This window comes from Burkholderia sp. AU31652 (genome assembly GCF_002223155.1).
Classification (GTDB): Bacteria; Pseudomonadota; Gammaproteobacteria; order Burkholderiales; family Burkholderiaceae; genus Burkholderia.
Genome location: NZ_NKFG01000003.1, coordinates 1,919,243 through 1,933,853, shown reverse-complemented (window position 1 = coordinate 1,933,853; position 14,611 = coordinate 1,919,243). Strand labels below are relative to the sequence as shown.

Sequence of the window (14,611 nt, the reverse complement as noted above, 5' to 3'; positions counted from 1 at the left end):
CCCCGGTGCGACTGCCGTGCGATAGACGCAGAAACGACAGACGTAAAAAAACCGGCCCTCGGGCCGGTTTTTTTCAGCTGACGCTGAGGCTTACTGGCTTGCGCCCGAAGCCGGAGCAGCCGTCGCTGCCGAAGCAGCCGACGCCACTGCAGCAGCAGCGTCGCTCGCAGCAGCCGTTGCCGACGAAGCAGCAGCCGAAGCGTCGCTCGCAGCACCAGCAACTGCCGAAGCAGCCGACGAAGCAGCAGCCGAAGCGTCGCTAGCAGCCGACGAAGCAGCTTGATCAGCGCTCTTGTTGCAAGCAGCCAGTGCAACAGCAGCCAACAGGGAAGCTACGAGGAGGGATTTCTTCATGATCACGTCCTTTTATGGTTAAAGGTAAGCAACAGCGCGAAACAATACCGGTAATGTGCTCCAACACCGACCTGGGCCGCTGGTGGAGATGCACTTCTTAGAGCGTGAATCTTCCCTACGGCTTGGGCGGAAATTATATGCACTTTCCTATCGACCGTCGACAAATGCGGGGTCAATACGTTGTCTTTCCCATACAGAATTTGATCCGTACGGGCATACGGGGCGACTCACACTAAATCCGGTTTCCGACCCGTATCCAGCCCGCACGATACCACTCGTGCAACAAGGCTGTCATCGAGGGAACCCGGGATAGTGTTACAAACCGTTTCGCCTCCATCTGGCGTTGATTGGCCAGTTCGGGCAGCCATTCGCTGGCCTGCTCGAGCGGTCCTTCTTCACCATTAATGAAGTACGAGCGCGCGTTATACATCAATGCGGCCCTTCTGTCGAGACACACGCCACGGCGTGACGCTTGCGTGACGAACGCGGCTTCGGACAGCGGGCGCGCGGGCGGGTCGAAAACGACGTTCGGCTTGGGCTCGCTCAGGTAGCAGCCGAGGAATTCGGCGACGTCCCGTTTGCGCCAGCGGATCGCGTCCACGATCTCGGCCACGCGCTCGACCATCGCCGGAGGCAACTGGGCGGGCGTGTCGACGGCCGGCTGCTTCGGATCGCGGTAAAGATCATCGCCGCAACCGTCGCGCAGGCCGCCACGCTCCGCGAGATAGTACAGGAACTGGGCGCCCAGCTCGCCGGCGGACGGGGCCCGGAAGCCGATCGAGCAGGTCATGCATTCGCCTTCGGCGACGCCATCGTGCGCGATGTGCGGCGGCAGGTAGAGCATGTCGCCGGGTTCCAGCACCCATTCGTCGCTCGGCTCGAAATTTTCGAGGATCTTCAGAGGCACGTCCGGTTGCAGCGACAGGTCTTTCTGCGCACCGACGCGCCAGCGGCGCCGGCCTTCGACTTGCAGCAGGAATACGTCATACGAATCGAAGTGCGGACCGACGCCGCCGCCGTCCGTCGCATAGGAGATCATCAGGTCGTCCAGACGCGCATCGGGGATGAAGCGGAAGCGGTCGAGCAGTGCGCGCGCGGCATCGACGTGCAGGTCGAGCCCCTGCACGAGCAGGGTCCAGGCCTTGCGCGTGACGGCCGGCAGCGAGCCGGACTCGAACGGGCCCTGCTCCAGTTGCCACTTGTTACGAAAATGGGTGATCAGTCGCGATTCCGCGTCATAGTCCGCGGCGAGCTCGAACAGTGCGTCGCGCGAGACCGGCGACGCGACGCCGGGGATTGCCTGGCGGATCAGGAGCGGCTTCTTCTGCCAGTAGCCGCGCATGAATTGCGCCGGCGTAAGACCGCCGAGCAGCGGTGTGGGAAGATCGGAAGGCGGCGCGCCGAACGGGGCGGCAGCGGCATCCCGCGGTTCGGCTTGAGACCGGTTGCGCATCGTATAATGAGATTTGTATTTGGGAGAATTGGATGAAAATCGCAAAAAACACCGTCGTGTCGGTTACTTACAAGCTGTCCGATGCACAGGGCAATCTGATCGAGGAAAGCGACGAGCCGATGGTCTATCTGCACGGCGGCTATGATGGCACGTTCCCCAAGATCGAGGAACAGCTCGACGGCCATGAGCCGGGCTACGAGGCGCAGGTTCAGCTCGAGCCGCAGGACGCGTTCGGCGACTACGATCCCGAACTCGTGAAGATCGAGCCGCGCGACCGTTTTCCCGAGCCGCTCGAAGTGGGCATGCAGTTCGAAGGCACGCCGGAAGACGGCGACGAGGAAGTCGATTCGCTGATCTACACGGTCACCGACGTCGCCGAAGACAAGGTCGTGCTCGACGGCAATCACCCGCTCGCCGGCATGGCGCTGCGTTTCGCGCTCACCGTGAAGGACGTTCGCGAAGCCACCGAAGACGAAATCGAGCATGAGCACGCACATGGCGCGGAAGGGCTCGAGATCGTCGACGAGGACGACGACGAAGACGGCGAAGCGCCGTCAGGGCGTACCCTGCACTGAGCTCGCAGGCAAGCCGGGTGCCGGCCCCGACGCAGGGGCGGGCGCCGGCCACGACGCGCCGCCCGGTGCGGCGCCGTCACCCTGCAACGGCGGCGCGACCGACGACGAGTCGGGCAGCGCCGGCAACGCAGGGATTTCCGGCATCTGCGGCAGCGGCACGTCGTCACGCGGCACGAGCGGCAGCGCGGGTGGCACGGGCAGGTTCTTCGGCACCTCCTGCAGGCTCACGTTGAAGATCGTCTGCCGTGCCGGCGACACGCTCACCTTGATCCACTGATTCGTCGGATGGCGCGGTCCGATCGCGACGCGCGTCACATTGCCCACCAGTTCACCGTCGTCTGCCCGCAGCGGGCGGTCGATCAGAAAACCGTTCGCAAGCGGCTCACCGCTCGCGTGCATCACGAGTATCGGGCCGCGGAACGTCGCCGCCGCCTTCACCAGCGTTCGTTTCAGCTCACGGAAGCCGTCGCGCACGCGCGGCCGGTTGAAACGCAGCCAAGCGAAGCGTTCCGCGCGTTCATAGCGTTCGAACTGCGGATCGCCTTCGAACATCACCACCATCGCGCGTGCCTCGCGCCGCTTCGCGTATTCGGCCGCGTGGTCGATCCAGAAACCGTTTGCAATGATGCGGTCCTCGAATTCGCCGTTGCGGCCGCCGGCCGTCAGGTAATGGTTGTTCGGCGCCGGCGCGTTGAGCGCGACGTAGACGATGTCGTCGCGCATCCAGCGGGCGTTCTCCCGATACGGTCGGAACCGTGCGACTTCGCTTTCCCGCGTGATCTGCAGCGCGCCGGGGTCGGGCAGTGCCGAATCGGCAAGCAGCGTCTGCCGCAGGAAGTCGAGCCGCTCGACCGGATCGTAGCCGCCGCCGGCCGCGGTGTTGCACGTTACCCAGTCGTCGTGGCCGGGAATGAACACGAGCGGCACGCGTGCCGCATCCAGGATCGCGCCGCGCTGCGAATACAGTGCATCGCGGCACGCTTCCTTCGAACCCTTGAGATCACCCGCATAGACGACGAACGCGAGGTTGCGCTCGCGCGCGATCGCATCGAGCAGCCGCTGGGCGGCCGGTTCGTCCGCAGGGGCGTTGATCACGCCCGACACGACCGCGAACGAGTAGGGCGTGGTGCTGCGCTTCGGCGGCGCGGCCAGCGCGGTGGCCTGCGCGAGCGCGAGCGCCGCCGCGACGAGCATGGCGGCCGTGCGAGCCGGCAGGCCGCACAGGATGCGCTTACGCGTGTCCGTCGACATCGTGCGACCGGACCAGCGTGCGCAGTTCGTACAGCAGGTCGAGCGCCTCGCGCGGCTTGAGATCGTCGGGATCGATGTCGCGCAGTTTTTCGAGCGCCGGATGCGGTGTGTCGGGCAGCGCCGGCGCGTCCGCGCATTCGAGATCGTCGGCGGCCGCCGGCGGCGCGCTGAACAGGTCGAGCTGCGGCGTGTGCTGCGACGCCGACTGCTGTTCGAGATACGCGAGGTGCTTGCGCGCGGCGCGGATCACGGGCGCCGGAACGCCTGCGAGCTGCGCGACCTGCAAGCCGTAGCTCTGGTTGGCCGGGCCTTCGTTGACCGCGTGCAGGAACACGATGCCGTGGCCGTGCTCGACGGCCGACAGGTGGACGTTGGCCGCTTGAGGGAATTCGGCCGGCAGTTGCGTCAGCTCGAAGTAGTGCGTCGCGAACAGCGTGTAGCACGCGTTGTGCGCCAGCAGGTGGCGCGCGATGGCCCACGCGAGCGCGAGGCCGTCGAACGTCGACGTGCCGCGGCCGATCTCGTCCATCAGCACGAGGCTTTGCGGCGTCGCGTCGTTGAGAATCGCAGCGGCTTCGGTCATCTCGACCATGAACGTCGAGCGGCCGCCCGCGAGATCGTCCGCCGCGCCGATCCGTGTGAAGATCCGGTCGATGGGGCCGAAGCATGCCGACTTGGCCGGCACGTAGCTGCCCACGTAGGCCATCAGCGCGATCAATGCGGTCTGCCGCATGAACGTCGACTTACCGCCCATGTTCGGGCCGGTGATCAGCAGCAGCTTGCGCTCGGTGCCGAAGCGGCAATCGTTCGCGATGAACTGTTCGACCTGCGCTTCGACGACCGGGTGGCGGCCCTGTTCGATTTCAATGCCGATCTCGTCGGTGAAGGTCGGTGCGACCCAGTCGAGCGCGCGGGCGCGTTCGGCGAATGCGGCGAGCAGGTCGAGCTCGGCGAGCGCCGATGCGACGCGCTGGCACTCCGGGATGAACGGCAGCAGCGCCTGCAGCACCGCGTCGTACAGCGCGCGCTCGCGCGCCAGTGCGCGTTCCTGCGCGGACAACGCCTTGTCCTCGAAGGTCTTCAGTTCGGGCGTGATGTAGCGCTCGGCGTTCTTCAGCGTCTGGCGCCGGCGGTAATCGTCGGGCACCTTGTCGGTCTGGCCGCGCGTGACCTCGATGTAGAAGCCGTGCACCTTGTTGTATTCGACGCGCAGATTCGCGATGCCGGTGCGCGTACGCTCGCGCGCTTCGAGATCGATCAGGAACTGCCCGCAGTTCTCCGAGATGTCGCGCAGTTCGTCGAGTTCCGCATCGTAGCCGCGCGCGATGACGCCGCCGTCGCGCACCATCGCGGCCGGCTCGGGCGCAATCGCGCTCGTCAGCAGATCGAGGCATTCGGCGGGCGGTGCGAGTGCTGCGTCGACGCGGGTGAGTGCGTCCGCGTTCGCGACGATCGCGCTGATGCGCTCGCGCAGAGCCGGTAGCGCGGCGAACGTGTCGCGCAGGCTCGACAGGTCGCGCGGGCGGGCGGACAGCAGCGCGAGACGCCCGGTGATCCGCTCGACGTCGGCGATCTGGCGCAGCGCGCTGCGCAGCGCATCGAGGCTTGCGTTTGCCGGCGCATCGAGCAGTGCGCCGATCGCCTGCTGGCGCGACTGCGCGGCGACCGATGCGCGCGGCGGGTGATGCAGCCAGTGACGCAGCAGGCGGCTGCCCATCGTCGTGCAGCAGGTGTCGAGCAGCGAATACAGCGTCGGCGACTCGGTGCCGCGCAACGTCTCGGTCAGTTCGAGGTTGCGGCGCGTGGCCGGATCGAGACCGATGTACTCCGTTTCGTTCTCGACCTTCAGGCTGCGCACGTGCCGCAGTTGCTGGCCCTGCGTGGCGGCCGCATAGAGCAGCAGCGCGCCGGCTGCGCCGCACGCGCTCGTGAGCGAATGCGCACCGAAACCGTCGAGGCTCGCGACATCGAGCTGGTCGCACAGGCGCTGCGTGCCCGACGCGATGTCGAAGTGCCATGCCGGTACGCGCTTGCTTGCGCCGGCGCTGGGCGGCACAGCATCGGTCGCGCCGTCCGGCGTCAGGATCTCGGCCGGCCGGATGCGCTCGAGCGCGGCCGCGAGCTGGTCGGGTTCGATTTCGGCGAGCCGCAGTGCGCCGCTGGCGAGGTTCAGCCACGCAAGGCCGATGTTCACCGCGACGCCGCGCTTGTTGTGGCCCGTGCACATCGCGAGCAGGTAGACGTCGTTCTTGTCGGACAGCAGCGCGGCATCGGTCAGCGTGCCGGGCGTGACGACGCGCACGACCTTGCGCTCGACGGGGCCCTTCGACGTGGCGGGATCGCCGATCTGCTCGCAGATCGCGACCGATTCGCCCATCTTCACGAGCTTCGCAAGATACTGCTCGACCGCGTGATGCGGTACGCCGGCCATCTTGATCGGCGTGCCGGCGGTGGCGCCGCGTTGCGTGAGGGTCAGGTCGAGCAGGCGTGCGGCTTTCTCCGCGTCTTCGAAGAACAGCTCGTAGAAGTCGCCCATCCGGTAGAAGACAAGCGTGTCGGGATGGTCGGCCTTGATGCGCAGGTACTGCTGCATCATTGGGGTGTGGCCGGCGAAGGCGTCGGGCGACAGCGTGGTCATAAGTCAGGCGTGAAGTTGTTGCTTTGGTTGCCCGAGTTTACCAGTGGCTTGATGTGCGGGCGCGAAGTTGGCCGTTTGGCCAGGTACAGGGCGAATCGGCAGCGTACAGAGGCCTGTCTTAGTTCGCAGGCGGTAGCGCAGCAGGCACGACCCGCCACGTAGTGCTAACCCCGACACGCCAGTTGCGGTCGACAGGCTAGATTGTGACTGTACGGGTTCGTTGATCGGATATCGGACGTTCTGTCCATTTCCTCGATATGTCGACCGGAGATCGCTACGTGAACGAATCGACCTACCGTGTCATTTTCGGGTTTGTCATGATCTGCTGACCGTGACGGAGGACATATGGCGCATTCCTTGTACGAATTGCTTAGCAGCCTCGACGAACGCCGCCTCTTTTATACATTGGGCCGGCATCGCCCGGACACCATTCTGATCTCGATAACTGTGCCAGGTGAGCGTATCGAGATCGATGTCTTCGACGATGGACATATGGAAATGTCGCGTTTTTCCGGAGACGAGAGTGTAATTGACGACCCACAAATAATTTTAAAGGCTATCGAGGAGGCGTCCGAGTGAACGGGATTGGTCATGAGACGCAAAGCGCCCACTTTCCGTCGGTCGACGCAGCAGCCTTCCAAACGACACGTCGCTACTTCGCACTATGGCTTGTCGCCATTTTCTACTCGTCAACGGCGCTCGCCGGGCCCAACGTTTGCGCTTCAGACCAAACTCGGAGGGCCGAGGCTGTTTCTGATGCCGCCACGTCGTGGAAGCAGTTGCATCGACAATTTCGAAATTTCGCAAACTGTGACGATGGGGCAGTCGCGGAAGGGTTCAGCGAATCAAACACTCTTTTGCTCGCAGATCACTGGGGCACTATTCAGCAGTTGGAACCCATGATCGCGTCGGACAAACAATGCCCTGGAACTCTGAAGGACTTTTGCCGAGAGATTCAAGCAGCGGCCGAGAAGTAAGTCAATCAACATCGAAATGCATGTGAAGCACGATCAATAGCGTGTCGGTCCCGAACAGCCTGAGCGTAGGTCTTGGGGTGCGGGTGCTGCGGTGAACTGCGTGACCGGGGGAAGGTTGCTTTGGCTGCCCGAGTTTACTAGTGAGCCGGGCGCGACAGCGCGAAGTTCGCCGTCTGGCCAGTTGATACTGATGGTAAGCGCCAACTATGTGGAAATATCTAGTCGCGCTGGGACCATATGAAAAGCGCTAGTCCCATTAAGATGAGTATGATGCCATTCGCGACGATGGCCGGTCTTGCATATTTTGTTTTGAAAATGAAAGGGTAAAATCCAAACAAGTTTATCCAAGGGTGGCGCTCACGATAATCGATAAATAACGACGGTCGAGCTGCTTTGATGATGCCAATTATTATGCACGCTCCCCCAAAGATGCCTGCTGCAAGTCTCTCGTTCATCTCATGCCTTTCCTCAATTGCACACTGAAGGGCGGTTGTAACTCGTACTCTCGCTGCGCACTTGAGATGCTTCCCCGAAGGCGATCTCATATCGTCGCCCTGTTTTGCTCCATGTGCTACTGGTGATAGCACGCAACCCGAGTCGGCCCCTATTTGGGTTTATCGATGATCCAGCTGTCGATGTTGAAGCGTGTAGCGCGTGCGACCGTTTGCCAATTTAGCTGGCGTAACTTGCAGCGTAGATTTTTGATCTTTTCCTTGTCAGATAATGCGCAGGTACTGCTGCATCATTGGAGTATGACCGGCGAAGGCGTTGGGCGACAGCGTGGTCATAAGTCAGGCGTGAAGTTGTTGCTTGGGTTGCCCGAGTTGACCAGTGGCTTCGGCATGCACGCGCGAAGTTCGCCATTCGGCCAGGTTGCCGGAGATTGCGCGACCGGCGGCGGTCGTTCTCACGCCGTCGTCCGGCCGCGCTCCTGGCCGGCCATGCGAAAGTCGGCGCCGCTCAGATCGAGAACCTTCGCGCGCCGACTCGTTTCGCACCTCAGGCCGTTTGCCCCGACGTCATGCTGAGCGCCACCGCCTGCGCGACTTCGATCCCGTCGATGGCCGCCGAATAGATGCCACCCGCATACCCCGCACCTTCACCCGCCGGATACAGCCCCTCGACGTTCATGCTCTGGTAATCGTCCTTGCGTCGAATCCGGATCGGCGACGAAGTGCGCGTCTCGACACCGGTGAGCACCGCATCGTGCATCGCGAAGCCGGCGATCTTCTTGTCGATCTCGGGGAGCGCTTCGCGGATCGCTTCGATCACGTAATCCGGCAGCGCGGTGCTCAGATCGGTCGGGTTCACGCCCGGCTTGTACGACGGCTCTACGGAGCCGAGCGACGTCGACGGCCGGCCGGCGATGAAATCACCGACCAGCTGGCCCGGCGCGCGGTAATCGCCGCCGCCGAGTTCGAACGCGCGCTCTTCCCATTTGCGCTGGAACGCGATGCCCGCCAGCGGGCCGCCGGGATAGTCGTCCGGCGTGATGCCGACGACGATGCCCGCATTCGCGTTGCGCTCGGCCCGCGAATACTGGCTCATGCCGTTGGTGACCACGCGGCCCGGCTCGGAGGTCGCCGCGACCACCGTGCCGCCCGGGCACATGCAGAAGCTGTAGACGGCGCGGCCATTGCTGCAGTGATGGACGACCTTGTAGTCGGCCGCACCGAGCTGCTTGTGGCCTGCGAACTTGCCGAAGCGGCTGCGATCGATCAGCCCCTGCGGATGTTCGATACGGAAGCCGAGCGAGAACGGCTTGGCTTCGATATAGACGCCGCGATCGTGCAGCATCTGGAAGGTGTCGCGCGCGCTGTGGCCCACGGCCAGCACCACGTGGTCGCACGGCAGCGTTTCGCCGTTCGAGAGCTTCAGCGAGCGCACCTTGCCCTGATCGATCTCGATATCGTCGACCCGCGTTTCGAAACGCACTTCACCACCCAGTTCGTGGATGGACGCGCGCATCTTTTCCACCATGCTGACGAGGCGGAACGTGCCGATGTGCGGCCGGCTCAGATACAGGATGTCGTCCGGCGCACCGGCCTTGACGAATTCGTCCAGCACCTTGCGGCCATAGTGGTTCGGATCCTTGATCTGGCTGTACAGCTTGCCGTCGGAGAACGTCCCGGCACCGCCTTCGCCGAACTGCACGTTGGATTCGGGGTTGAGCACGCTTTTGCGCCACAGGCCGAAGGTGTCCTTGGTGCGCTCGCGCACGGCCTTGCCGCGTTCGAGGATGATGGGGCGGAAACCCATCTGCGCGAGGATCAGCCCCGCGAACAGGCCGCACGGCCCCATGCCGATCACGACCGGGCGCAGGAAATTGCCGTGCTCGGGCGCCTTCGTGACGAAGTGGTACGCCATGTCGGGCGTCACGCCGCAATGCGGCTTGCCGGCGAGGCGCTTGATCGCGGCTGCCTCATCCGTGACTTCGACATCGACGATATACGTGAGCTTGATGTCGGCGCGCTTGCGCGCATCGTGCGCACGGCGGAACACGGTGTAACGGAGGAGCCCGTCCGCGGCCACGCCAAGCTCCGCGAGGCGCGCGCGAATCGCGGCCTCGAGCGCGCTTTCGGGGTGGTCGAGGGGGAGTTTAATTTCGCTTAGCCGTAACATGGGGACTCGGATGCGATTGCCACGGCGTCGTGGCGGTGTTGATACGGTCGGGGGCCGGCAGGCCGGCGGTGTTGTCCGCCGTGCGGGCATGCCGGACGCAAACCCATCATTGTCATTGCGGGAAGGGCCGTGCAAGCGGCAGTACGCTGACCGGCCCGTACAACTCAGGCAACTTCAGGATAGGCGCACGAAGCGACCCTTGTGCGGGAAGATTGTCCCGCCTCCCGGCAACCGGGAGGCGAACGGTGCGCCGTCATGACGATGCCCGCGAGCGGCGTGCGCGCAAGCCGCGCCATGCAGGCGCGGCCGGGGCTTACTCCGCTGCCGGATGCACGCGGGTGTAACCCTTCAGGATCGGGATCATCTGCGCGTAGATCTTCGGGTTCGCGGCGACGATTTCATGGCGATGCAGGAAGTCGGCGTCGCCCGTGTAGTTGCCGACGAGGCCGCCGGCCTCGGTGATCAGCAGGCTGCCCGCTGCCATGTCCCACACGTTGATGCCCTGCTCGAAGAACGCGTCGAGGCGGCCGGCCGCGACGTTCGCGAGATCGAGTGCGGCCGCGCCCGGACGGCGCAGGCCCGTGCAGGCCTGCGTCATTTCGGTGAAGAGGCGCGCGTAGGCATCGAGGCCGTCCTTTTCGCGGAACGGGAAGCCCGTGCCGACCAGTGCGTCCGACAGGCGGTCGCGGCGGCCGACGCGGATGCGGCGGTCGTTCAGGTACGCGCCGCGGCCGCGGGTGGCCGTGAACAGGTCGTTCTTGTTCGGGTCGTAGACGACAGCCTGCGTGACGACGCCCTTGTGCTCGAGCGCGATCGATACGCAGTAGTACGGGAAGCCGTGGATGAAGTTGGTCGTGCCGTCGAGCGGATCGATGATCCACTTGAATTCGGATTCGTTCTCCGACTCGCCCGATTCTTCCGCGAGGATCGCGTGGTCGGGGTAGGCGGTCTTCAGCGTCTCGATGATCGCGTCTTCGGCGGCCTTGTCCACTTCGGTGACGAAGTCGTTCTGCTGCTTCTTGCGGATCTCGATCAGGTCGAGATCGAGGGACGCGCGATTGATGATCTGTCCGGCGCGGCGCGCAGCCTTGACAGCAATGTTGAGCATGGGATGCATGAGCCTGGATCCTGTAGCTGGCGGCACGGGCCGCCACGAAGTGGAACAACCGCCCGGCACGGCGCAAGCGTGGCAGGCGAGATGAGACGCGAATTGACAAAGAACGGGGTACGACCCGCGCCGCACGGAGTGCGACGCGTAAAGGCATGATTTTACCCGATTTTTGGCGGTTTCAGGCGACCGGCGTACGGGGAAACCCCCACTATCCGTCCGGACGAGTGGGTTTGCCGCGGCGATGGCGATACCATACTGCCATTCTGATGAACCGAGTCGTATCGTAGTGGAAACCCCGCAGATCACCGCCGCGCCGTCCGAGCCGGGCGCGGCCTCGTCCCAGCCGCCGTCCGGCGGGTTCACGTCCACCCGTTTCGTGCTCGTCGAGCCGAGCCATCCCGGCAATGTCGGGGCGGCCGCCCGCGCGCTGAAGACGATGGGCTTCTCGCGTCTCGTGCTGGTCGCGCCCCGCGTGCCGCACGTGCAGAGTGATCCCGAGGCGATCGCGATGGCCAGCGGCGCGGACGACGTCCTCGCGTCCGCGCATGTCGTGCCGACGCTCGGCGACGCGCTGTCCGGTGTTCACTGGTCGATCGCGCTGACCGCGCGCACGCGCGAATACGGGCCGCCGCGCCTGGCGCCGCGTGCCGCCGCCACGCAGGCGTGCGCGCAGGTCGGCACGGGCGACATCGCGCTCGTGTTCGGCAACGAGCGCACGGGCCTCGCGAACGAGCATGTCGAGCAGTGCAGTGCGCTGGCGCACATCCCGGCGAACCCGGCCTACAGTTCGCTGAATCTCGCTCAGGCCGTGCAGGTGCTTGCGTACGAGCTGCGTGTCGCGTTGCTCGAGCAGGCGAGCGAGCCGTCGGCGCAACCGTCGGCCGAAGCCGGCACGCTTGCGCAGAGCGACGAGATCGAGCGGATGTACGTGCACCTCGAGAACGCGCTGATCGCGCTCGATTTCCTCGATCCGCGCAACCCGAAGAAGCTGATGCCGCGGCTGCGGCGCCTGTTCGCGCGCACGGGCCTCGAGCGCGAGGAGGTCAACATCCTGCGCGGCGTCGCGAAGCACATCCTGCTGAAATCGGGCAAGCCCGACGGCGACGCGTAAGCGGTCGGCGCATGGAGTGGTGGATGTGTCGGCGCGCGGGGCAACCACCCCGTCGGCAGGTGCCGGGTCGGCCGCCGAAAGCGCCGGGGCCGATCACTCCACTTGGTCGACCACCCCGCCAACCCAGTAACGGCAGGCGTTCCGCCGGAATACCCGCGCCGGCGGCGGGGTGAACTGGCGAGCGCGTGCGGCCGTTCGTGACTCGCCCTACAATCGCCGAACGTCATAAGTAAATTACCGGGCGCGATAACGGCCGGTCATTGCCGGCGATGCGCGCCGGCCTTTTCCCAGACCACATCATGTTCACGAGACTGCGCGAAGACGTTGCAACGATTCGCGAGCGGGATCCCGCCGCTCGCAGTGCATGGGAAGTGCTGACCTGTTATCCAGGGTTGCATGCGCTCGTGCTGCATCGCTTCGCGCACGCATGCTGGCGCGCGAAGCGCTACTGGCTCGCGCGTTTCGCGTCGCAGGCCGGCCGGTTCCTGACGGGGATCGAGATTCACCCCGGCGCGACGATCGGCCGGCGCGTGTTCATCGATCACGGGATGGGCGTCGTGATCGGCGAGACGGCGATCGTCGGCGACGACTGCACGATCTATCAGGGCGTGACGCTGGGCGGCACGTCGCTCACGCGCGGCGCCAAGCGGCACCCGACGCTCGAGGCCGGCGTGATCGTCGGGGCGGGCGCGAAGGTGCTCGGCGGCTTCACGGTCGGTGCGGGGGCGAAGATCGGTTCGAACGCGGTCGTCGTGAAGCCGGTGCCGGCAGGCGGCACGGCGGTCGGCAATCCGGCGCGCGTCGTGATGCCGGCGCAGCCGAAGCCGCAGCCCGAACGCGCGGCGTTCTGCGCATACGGGATCACGCCGAATGCCGACGATCCGATGTCGCTCGCGATTCACGGGCTGATCGATCACGCGGCGAAGGAAAGCCGCCGCGTCGACGAGATCGTCGCGGCGCTCGAGCGGCTCGGCACGCATCTGGAAACACTGCAGGGCGCCGACGCGGCGCGCCTCGATCTGCGCCGGCTGTCGGCCGTGCTGGAAGGCAAGTCGGTCGAACGCCAGGCGTAATTCAATGGATGCCCGCTGCTGCCGGTGGGTGCGACGGCAGCGGCAGTGTCAGTCGAGCGGCATCGCGTGGATGCCTTCCGCGTCGACGCGCAGGTAGCCGCCGCGCGGCTTGCCGTGGTCGAGATCCCAGTCGGGCAACACCCAGCGGATGCCACCCGGTTCCATGTGCCGGGCGGGGCGGTGCGTATGGCCGTGAATGATCACGCTCGCGCGGCTTTTCCGGAACAGCGCGGCCACGCCTTCACGCGTGACATCGTAGATCGCCGAAGCAGGGCGCATCCGGCCCGCTTCGCTGTTCGAGCGCATGCGCTGCGCGAGCGCACGGCGCCAACGGAACGGCCAGGCGAGAAACAGCCATTGCGCAGCGCGGTTGCGGGCGACGCGACGGAATACCTGGTAGCCGCGGTCGGCCGTGCATTGCGCGTCGCCATGTGCGAGCACGATGCGCTGGCCGAACGCCATGATCAGCGAAGGATCGGGCAGCAGCATCGCGCCGGCTGCCTTCATGAAGCGCCGGCCGAGCAGGAAATCGCGGTTGCCGTGCATCACGTAGAGCGCAATGCCGCGCTCCGAGAACGTGTGCATCAGCGCGGCCATGCGGGCCGCGAACGGATCGTCGTCGAGGATGTCGTCGCCGATCCAGTATTCGAACAGGTCGCCGAGGATGAACACCGAGTCGGCACTGTCGGCGGTGTATTTCACGAAATGCTCGAACGCGGCGACCGTCTTCGGGATCGCTTCGCTCAGGTGCAGATCGGAGAGAAACAGGAACGGGCGTGCGGCTTGCGCGTATTCGCGCTCGCCCGGCACGCCCGCGGAGACGCTTCGCGGCGGACTCTCCTGCAACATCGAAGTGCCTCCGTAACTGCGCGTCAGACCACGACGGCCTTCTCGATCACGACGTCGTCAGTCGGCACGTCCTGGTGGAAACCAGCGTTGCCCGTCTTGACGCCCTTGATCTTGTCGACCACGTCCTGGCCTTCGACGACCTTGCCGAACACCGCGTAGCCCCAGCCTTGCGGGGTCGGCGACGAGTGGTTCAGGAAGTCGTTGTCGTTCACGTTGATGAAGAACTGGGCGGTCGCCGAGTGCGGATCGTTGGTGCGCGCCATCGCGACCGTGTAGTTGTCGTTCTTCAGGCCGTTGTTCGCCTCGTTGTCGATCGGCGCATCGGTCGGCTTCTGCTTCAGGCCCGGCTCGAAGCCGCCGCCCTGGATCATGAAGCCGTTGATCACGCGATGGAACACGGTGCCGTCGTAGTGGCCCTTCTTCACGTAGTTCAGGAAGTTCTCGACCGTCTTCGGTGCCTTCGCGGCGTCGAGCTCGAGCTTGATCACGCCGTGGTTCGTATGCAGTTCAACCATGATGAATTCCTTCGGTGAGGCGGTTTAAATGGCACGCGGCCGGTCGTGCGACGCGGCCGCGTGAGGCGCCGGACGTGCCGGC

General features: G+C 65.0%; 12 protein-coding genes and 1 pseudogene. 5 read left to right on the top strand and 8 right to left on the bottom strand.

Annotated features, from left to right (window positions below):
* Positions 1-98 precede the first annotated feature (98 nt).
* Complete coding sequence (locus CFB40_RS38615) at positions 99-263, top strand: hypothetical protein (protein ID WP_164725389.1); 165 nt, start codon at positions 99-101, stop codon at positions 261-263.
* A gap of 20 nt (positions 264-283) precedes the next feature.
* On the opposite strand, the pseudogene CFB40_RS39400 reads toward CFB40_RS38615, so the two are convergent.
* A pseudogene (locus tag CFB40_RS39400) lies at positions 284-530 on the bottom strand (hypothetical protein).
* 56 nt (positions 531-586) lie between these two features.
* The gene (locus tag CFB40_RS11535) at positions 587-1,807 is read right to left on the bottom strand and encodes a cupin domain-containing protein (RefSeq protein ID WP_089425738.1); all 1,221 of its coding nucleotides are present in this window, start codon (positions 1,805-1,807) and stop codon (positions 587-589) included.
* 32 nt (positions 1,808-1,839) lie between these two features.
* Here CFB40_RS11535 and CFB40_RS11530 point away from each other — a divergent pair, with 32 nt between their 5' ends.
* Positions 1,840-2,382: an FKBP-type peptidyl-prolyl cis-trans isomerase gene (locus CFB40_RS11530; RefSeq protein WP_059554208.1), complete on the top strand. Its 543-nt coding sequence runs from the start codon at positions 1,840-1,842 to the stop codon at positions 2,380-2,382.
* Here CFB40_RS11530 and CFB40_RS11525 read toward each other — a convergent pair.
* Together CFB40_RS11525 and mutS are read right to left on the bottom strand one after the other, a co-directional pair.
* On the bottom strand, positions 2,362-3,633 hold the full coding sequence (locus CFB40_RS11525) for a hypothetical protein (RefSeq protein ID WP_179255267.1): 1,272 nt from the start codon (positions 3,631-3,633) through the stop codon (positions 2,362-2,364). The two genes, CFB40_RS11530 and CFB40_RS11525, sit on opposite strands and share 21 nt — an antisense overlap.
* Positions 3,614-6,271, bottom strand: coding sequence for a DNA mismatch repair protein MutS (mutS, locus tag CFB40_RS11520; RefSeq protein ID WP_089425737.1), 2,658 nt, complete (start codon positions 6,269-6,271; stop codon positions 3,614-3,616). Before mutS ends, CFB40_RS11525 begins: the two co-directional genes overlap by 20 nt.
* Before the next feature lie 345 nt (positions 6,272-6,616).
* Between mutS and CFB40_RS11515 the strand changes: the two genes are divergently transcribed.
* Entirely contained in the window at positions 6,617-6,850 is a 234-nt protein-coding gene (locus CFB40_RS11515; protein WP_089431253.1) for a hypothetical protein, read from the top strand.
* A 1,397-nt stretch (positions 6,851-8,247) separates the two neighbouring features.
* Here the strand turns inward: CFB40_RS11515 and CFB40_RS11510 are convergent.
* A complete protein-coding gene (locus CFB40_RS11510; protein ID WP_089425735.1) occupies positions 8,248-9,870 on the bottom strand; it encodes an NAD(P)/FAD-dependent oxidoreductase in 1,623 nt (540 codons plus the stop codon).
* A 313-nt stretch (positions 9,871-10,183) separates the two neighbouring features.
* Entirely contained in the window at positions 10,184-10,987 is an 804-nt protein-coding gene (locus tag CFB40_RS11505) for an inositol monophosphatase family protein (protein WP_011352522.1), read from the bottom strand.
* 280 nt (positions 10,988-11,267) lie between these two features.
* Between CFB40_RS11505 and CFB40_RS11500 the strand changes: the two genes are divergently transcribed.
* On the top strand, positions 11,268-12,092 hold the full coding sequence (locus CFB40_RS11500; protein WP_089431252.1) for an RNA methyltransferase: 825 nt from the start codon (positions 11,268-11,270) through the stop codon (positions 12,090-12,092).
* Between the two features lie 269 nt (positions 12,093-12,361).
* Complete coding sequence (gene cysE / locus CFB40_RS11495; protein WP_089425733.1) at positions 12,362-13,165, top strand: serine O-acetyltransferase; 804 nt, start codon at positions 12,362-12,364, stop codon at positions 13,163-13,165.
* A 48-nt stretch (positions 13,166-13,213) separates the two neighbouring features.
* Here the strand turns inward: cysE and CFB40_RS11490 are convergent, their stop codons facing one another.
* Positions 13,214-14,014 (bottom strand): UDP-2,3-diacylglucosamine diphosphatase, encoded by an 801-nt coding sequence (locus CFB40_RS11490; RefSeq protein WP_089425732.1) that lies wholly within the window; start codon positions 14,012-14,014, stop codon positions 13,214-13,216.
* Positions 14,015-14,037: 23 nt separating this feature from the next.
* A complete protein-coding gene (locus CFB40_RS11485; RefSeq protein ID WP_006478428.1) occupies positions 14,038-14,529 on the bottom strand; it encodes a peptidylprolyl isomerase in 492 nt (163 codons plus the stop codon).
* Between the last annotated feature and the right edge of the window lie 82 nt (positions 14,530-14,611).

Bases quoted from the DNA above. Each gene is read 5' to 3' on its own strand.
- CFB40_RS11535 (WP_089425738.1), bottom strand. From the start codon at position 1,807: ATGCGCAACCGGTCTCAAGCCGAACCGCGGGATGCCGCTGCCGCCCCG.
- CFB40_RS11530 (WP_059554208.1), top strand. From the start codon at position 1,840: ATGAAAATCGCAAAAAACACCGTCGTGTCGGTTACTTACAAGCTGTCC.
- CFB40_RS11525 (WP_179255267.1), bottom strand. From the start codon at position 3,633: ATGTCGACGGACACGCGTAAGCGCATCCTGTGCGGCCTGCCGGCTCGC.
- mutS (WP_089425737.1), bottom strand. From the start codon at position 6,271: ATGACCACGCTGTCGCCCGACGCCTTCGCCGGCCACACCCCAATGATG.
- CFB40_RS11515 (WP_089431253.1), top strand. From the start codon at position 6,617: ATGGCGCATTCCTTGTACGAATTGCTTAGCAGCCTCGACGAACGCCGC.
- CFB40_RS11510 (WP_089425735.1), bottom strand. From the start codon at position 9,870: ATGTTACGGCTAAGCGAAATTAAACTCCCCCTCGACCACCCCGAAAGC.
- CFB40_RS11505 (WP_011352522.1), bottom strand. From the start codon at position 10,987: ATGCATCCCATGCTCAACATTGCTGTCAAGGCTGCGCGCCGCGCCGGA.
- cysE (WP_089425733.1), top strand. From the start codon at position 12,362: ATGCGCGCCGGCCTTTTCCCAGACCACATCATGTTCACGAGACTGCGC.
- CFB40_RS11490 (WP_089425732.1), bottom strand. From the start codon at position 14,014: ATGTTGCAGGAGAGTCCGCCGCGAAGCGTCTCCGCGGGCGTGCCGGGC.
- CFB40_RS11485 (WP_006478428.1), bottom strand. From the start codon at position 14,529: ATGGTTGAACTGCATACGAACCACGGCGTGATCAAGCTCGAGCTCGAC.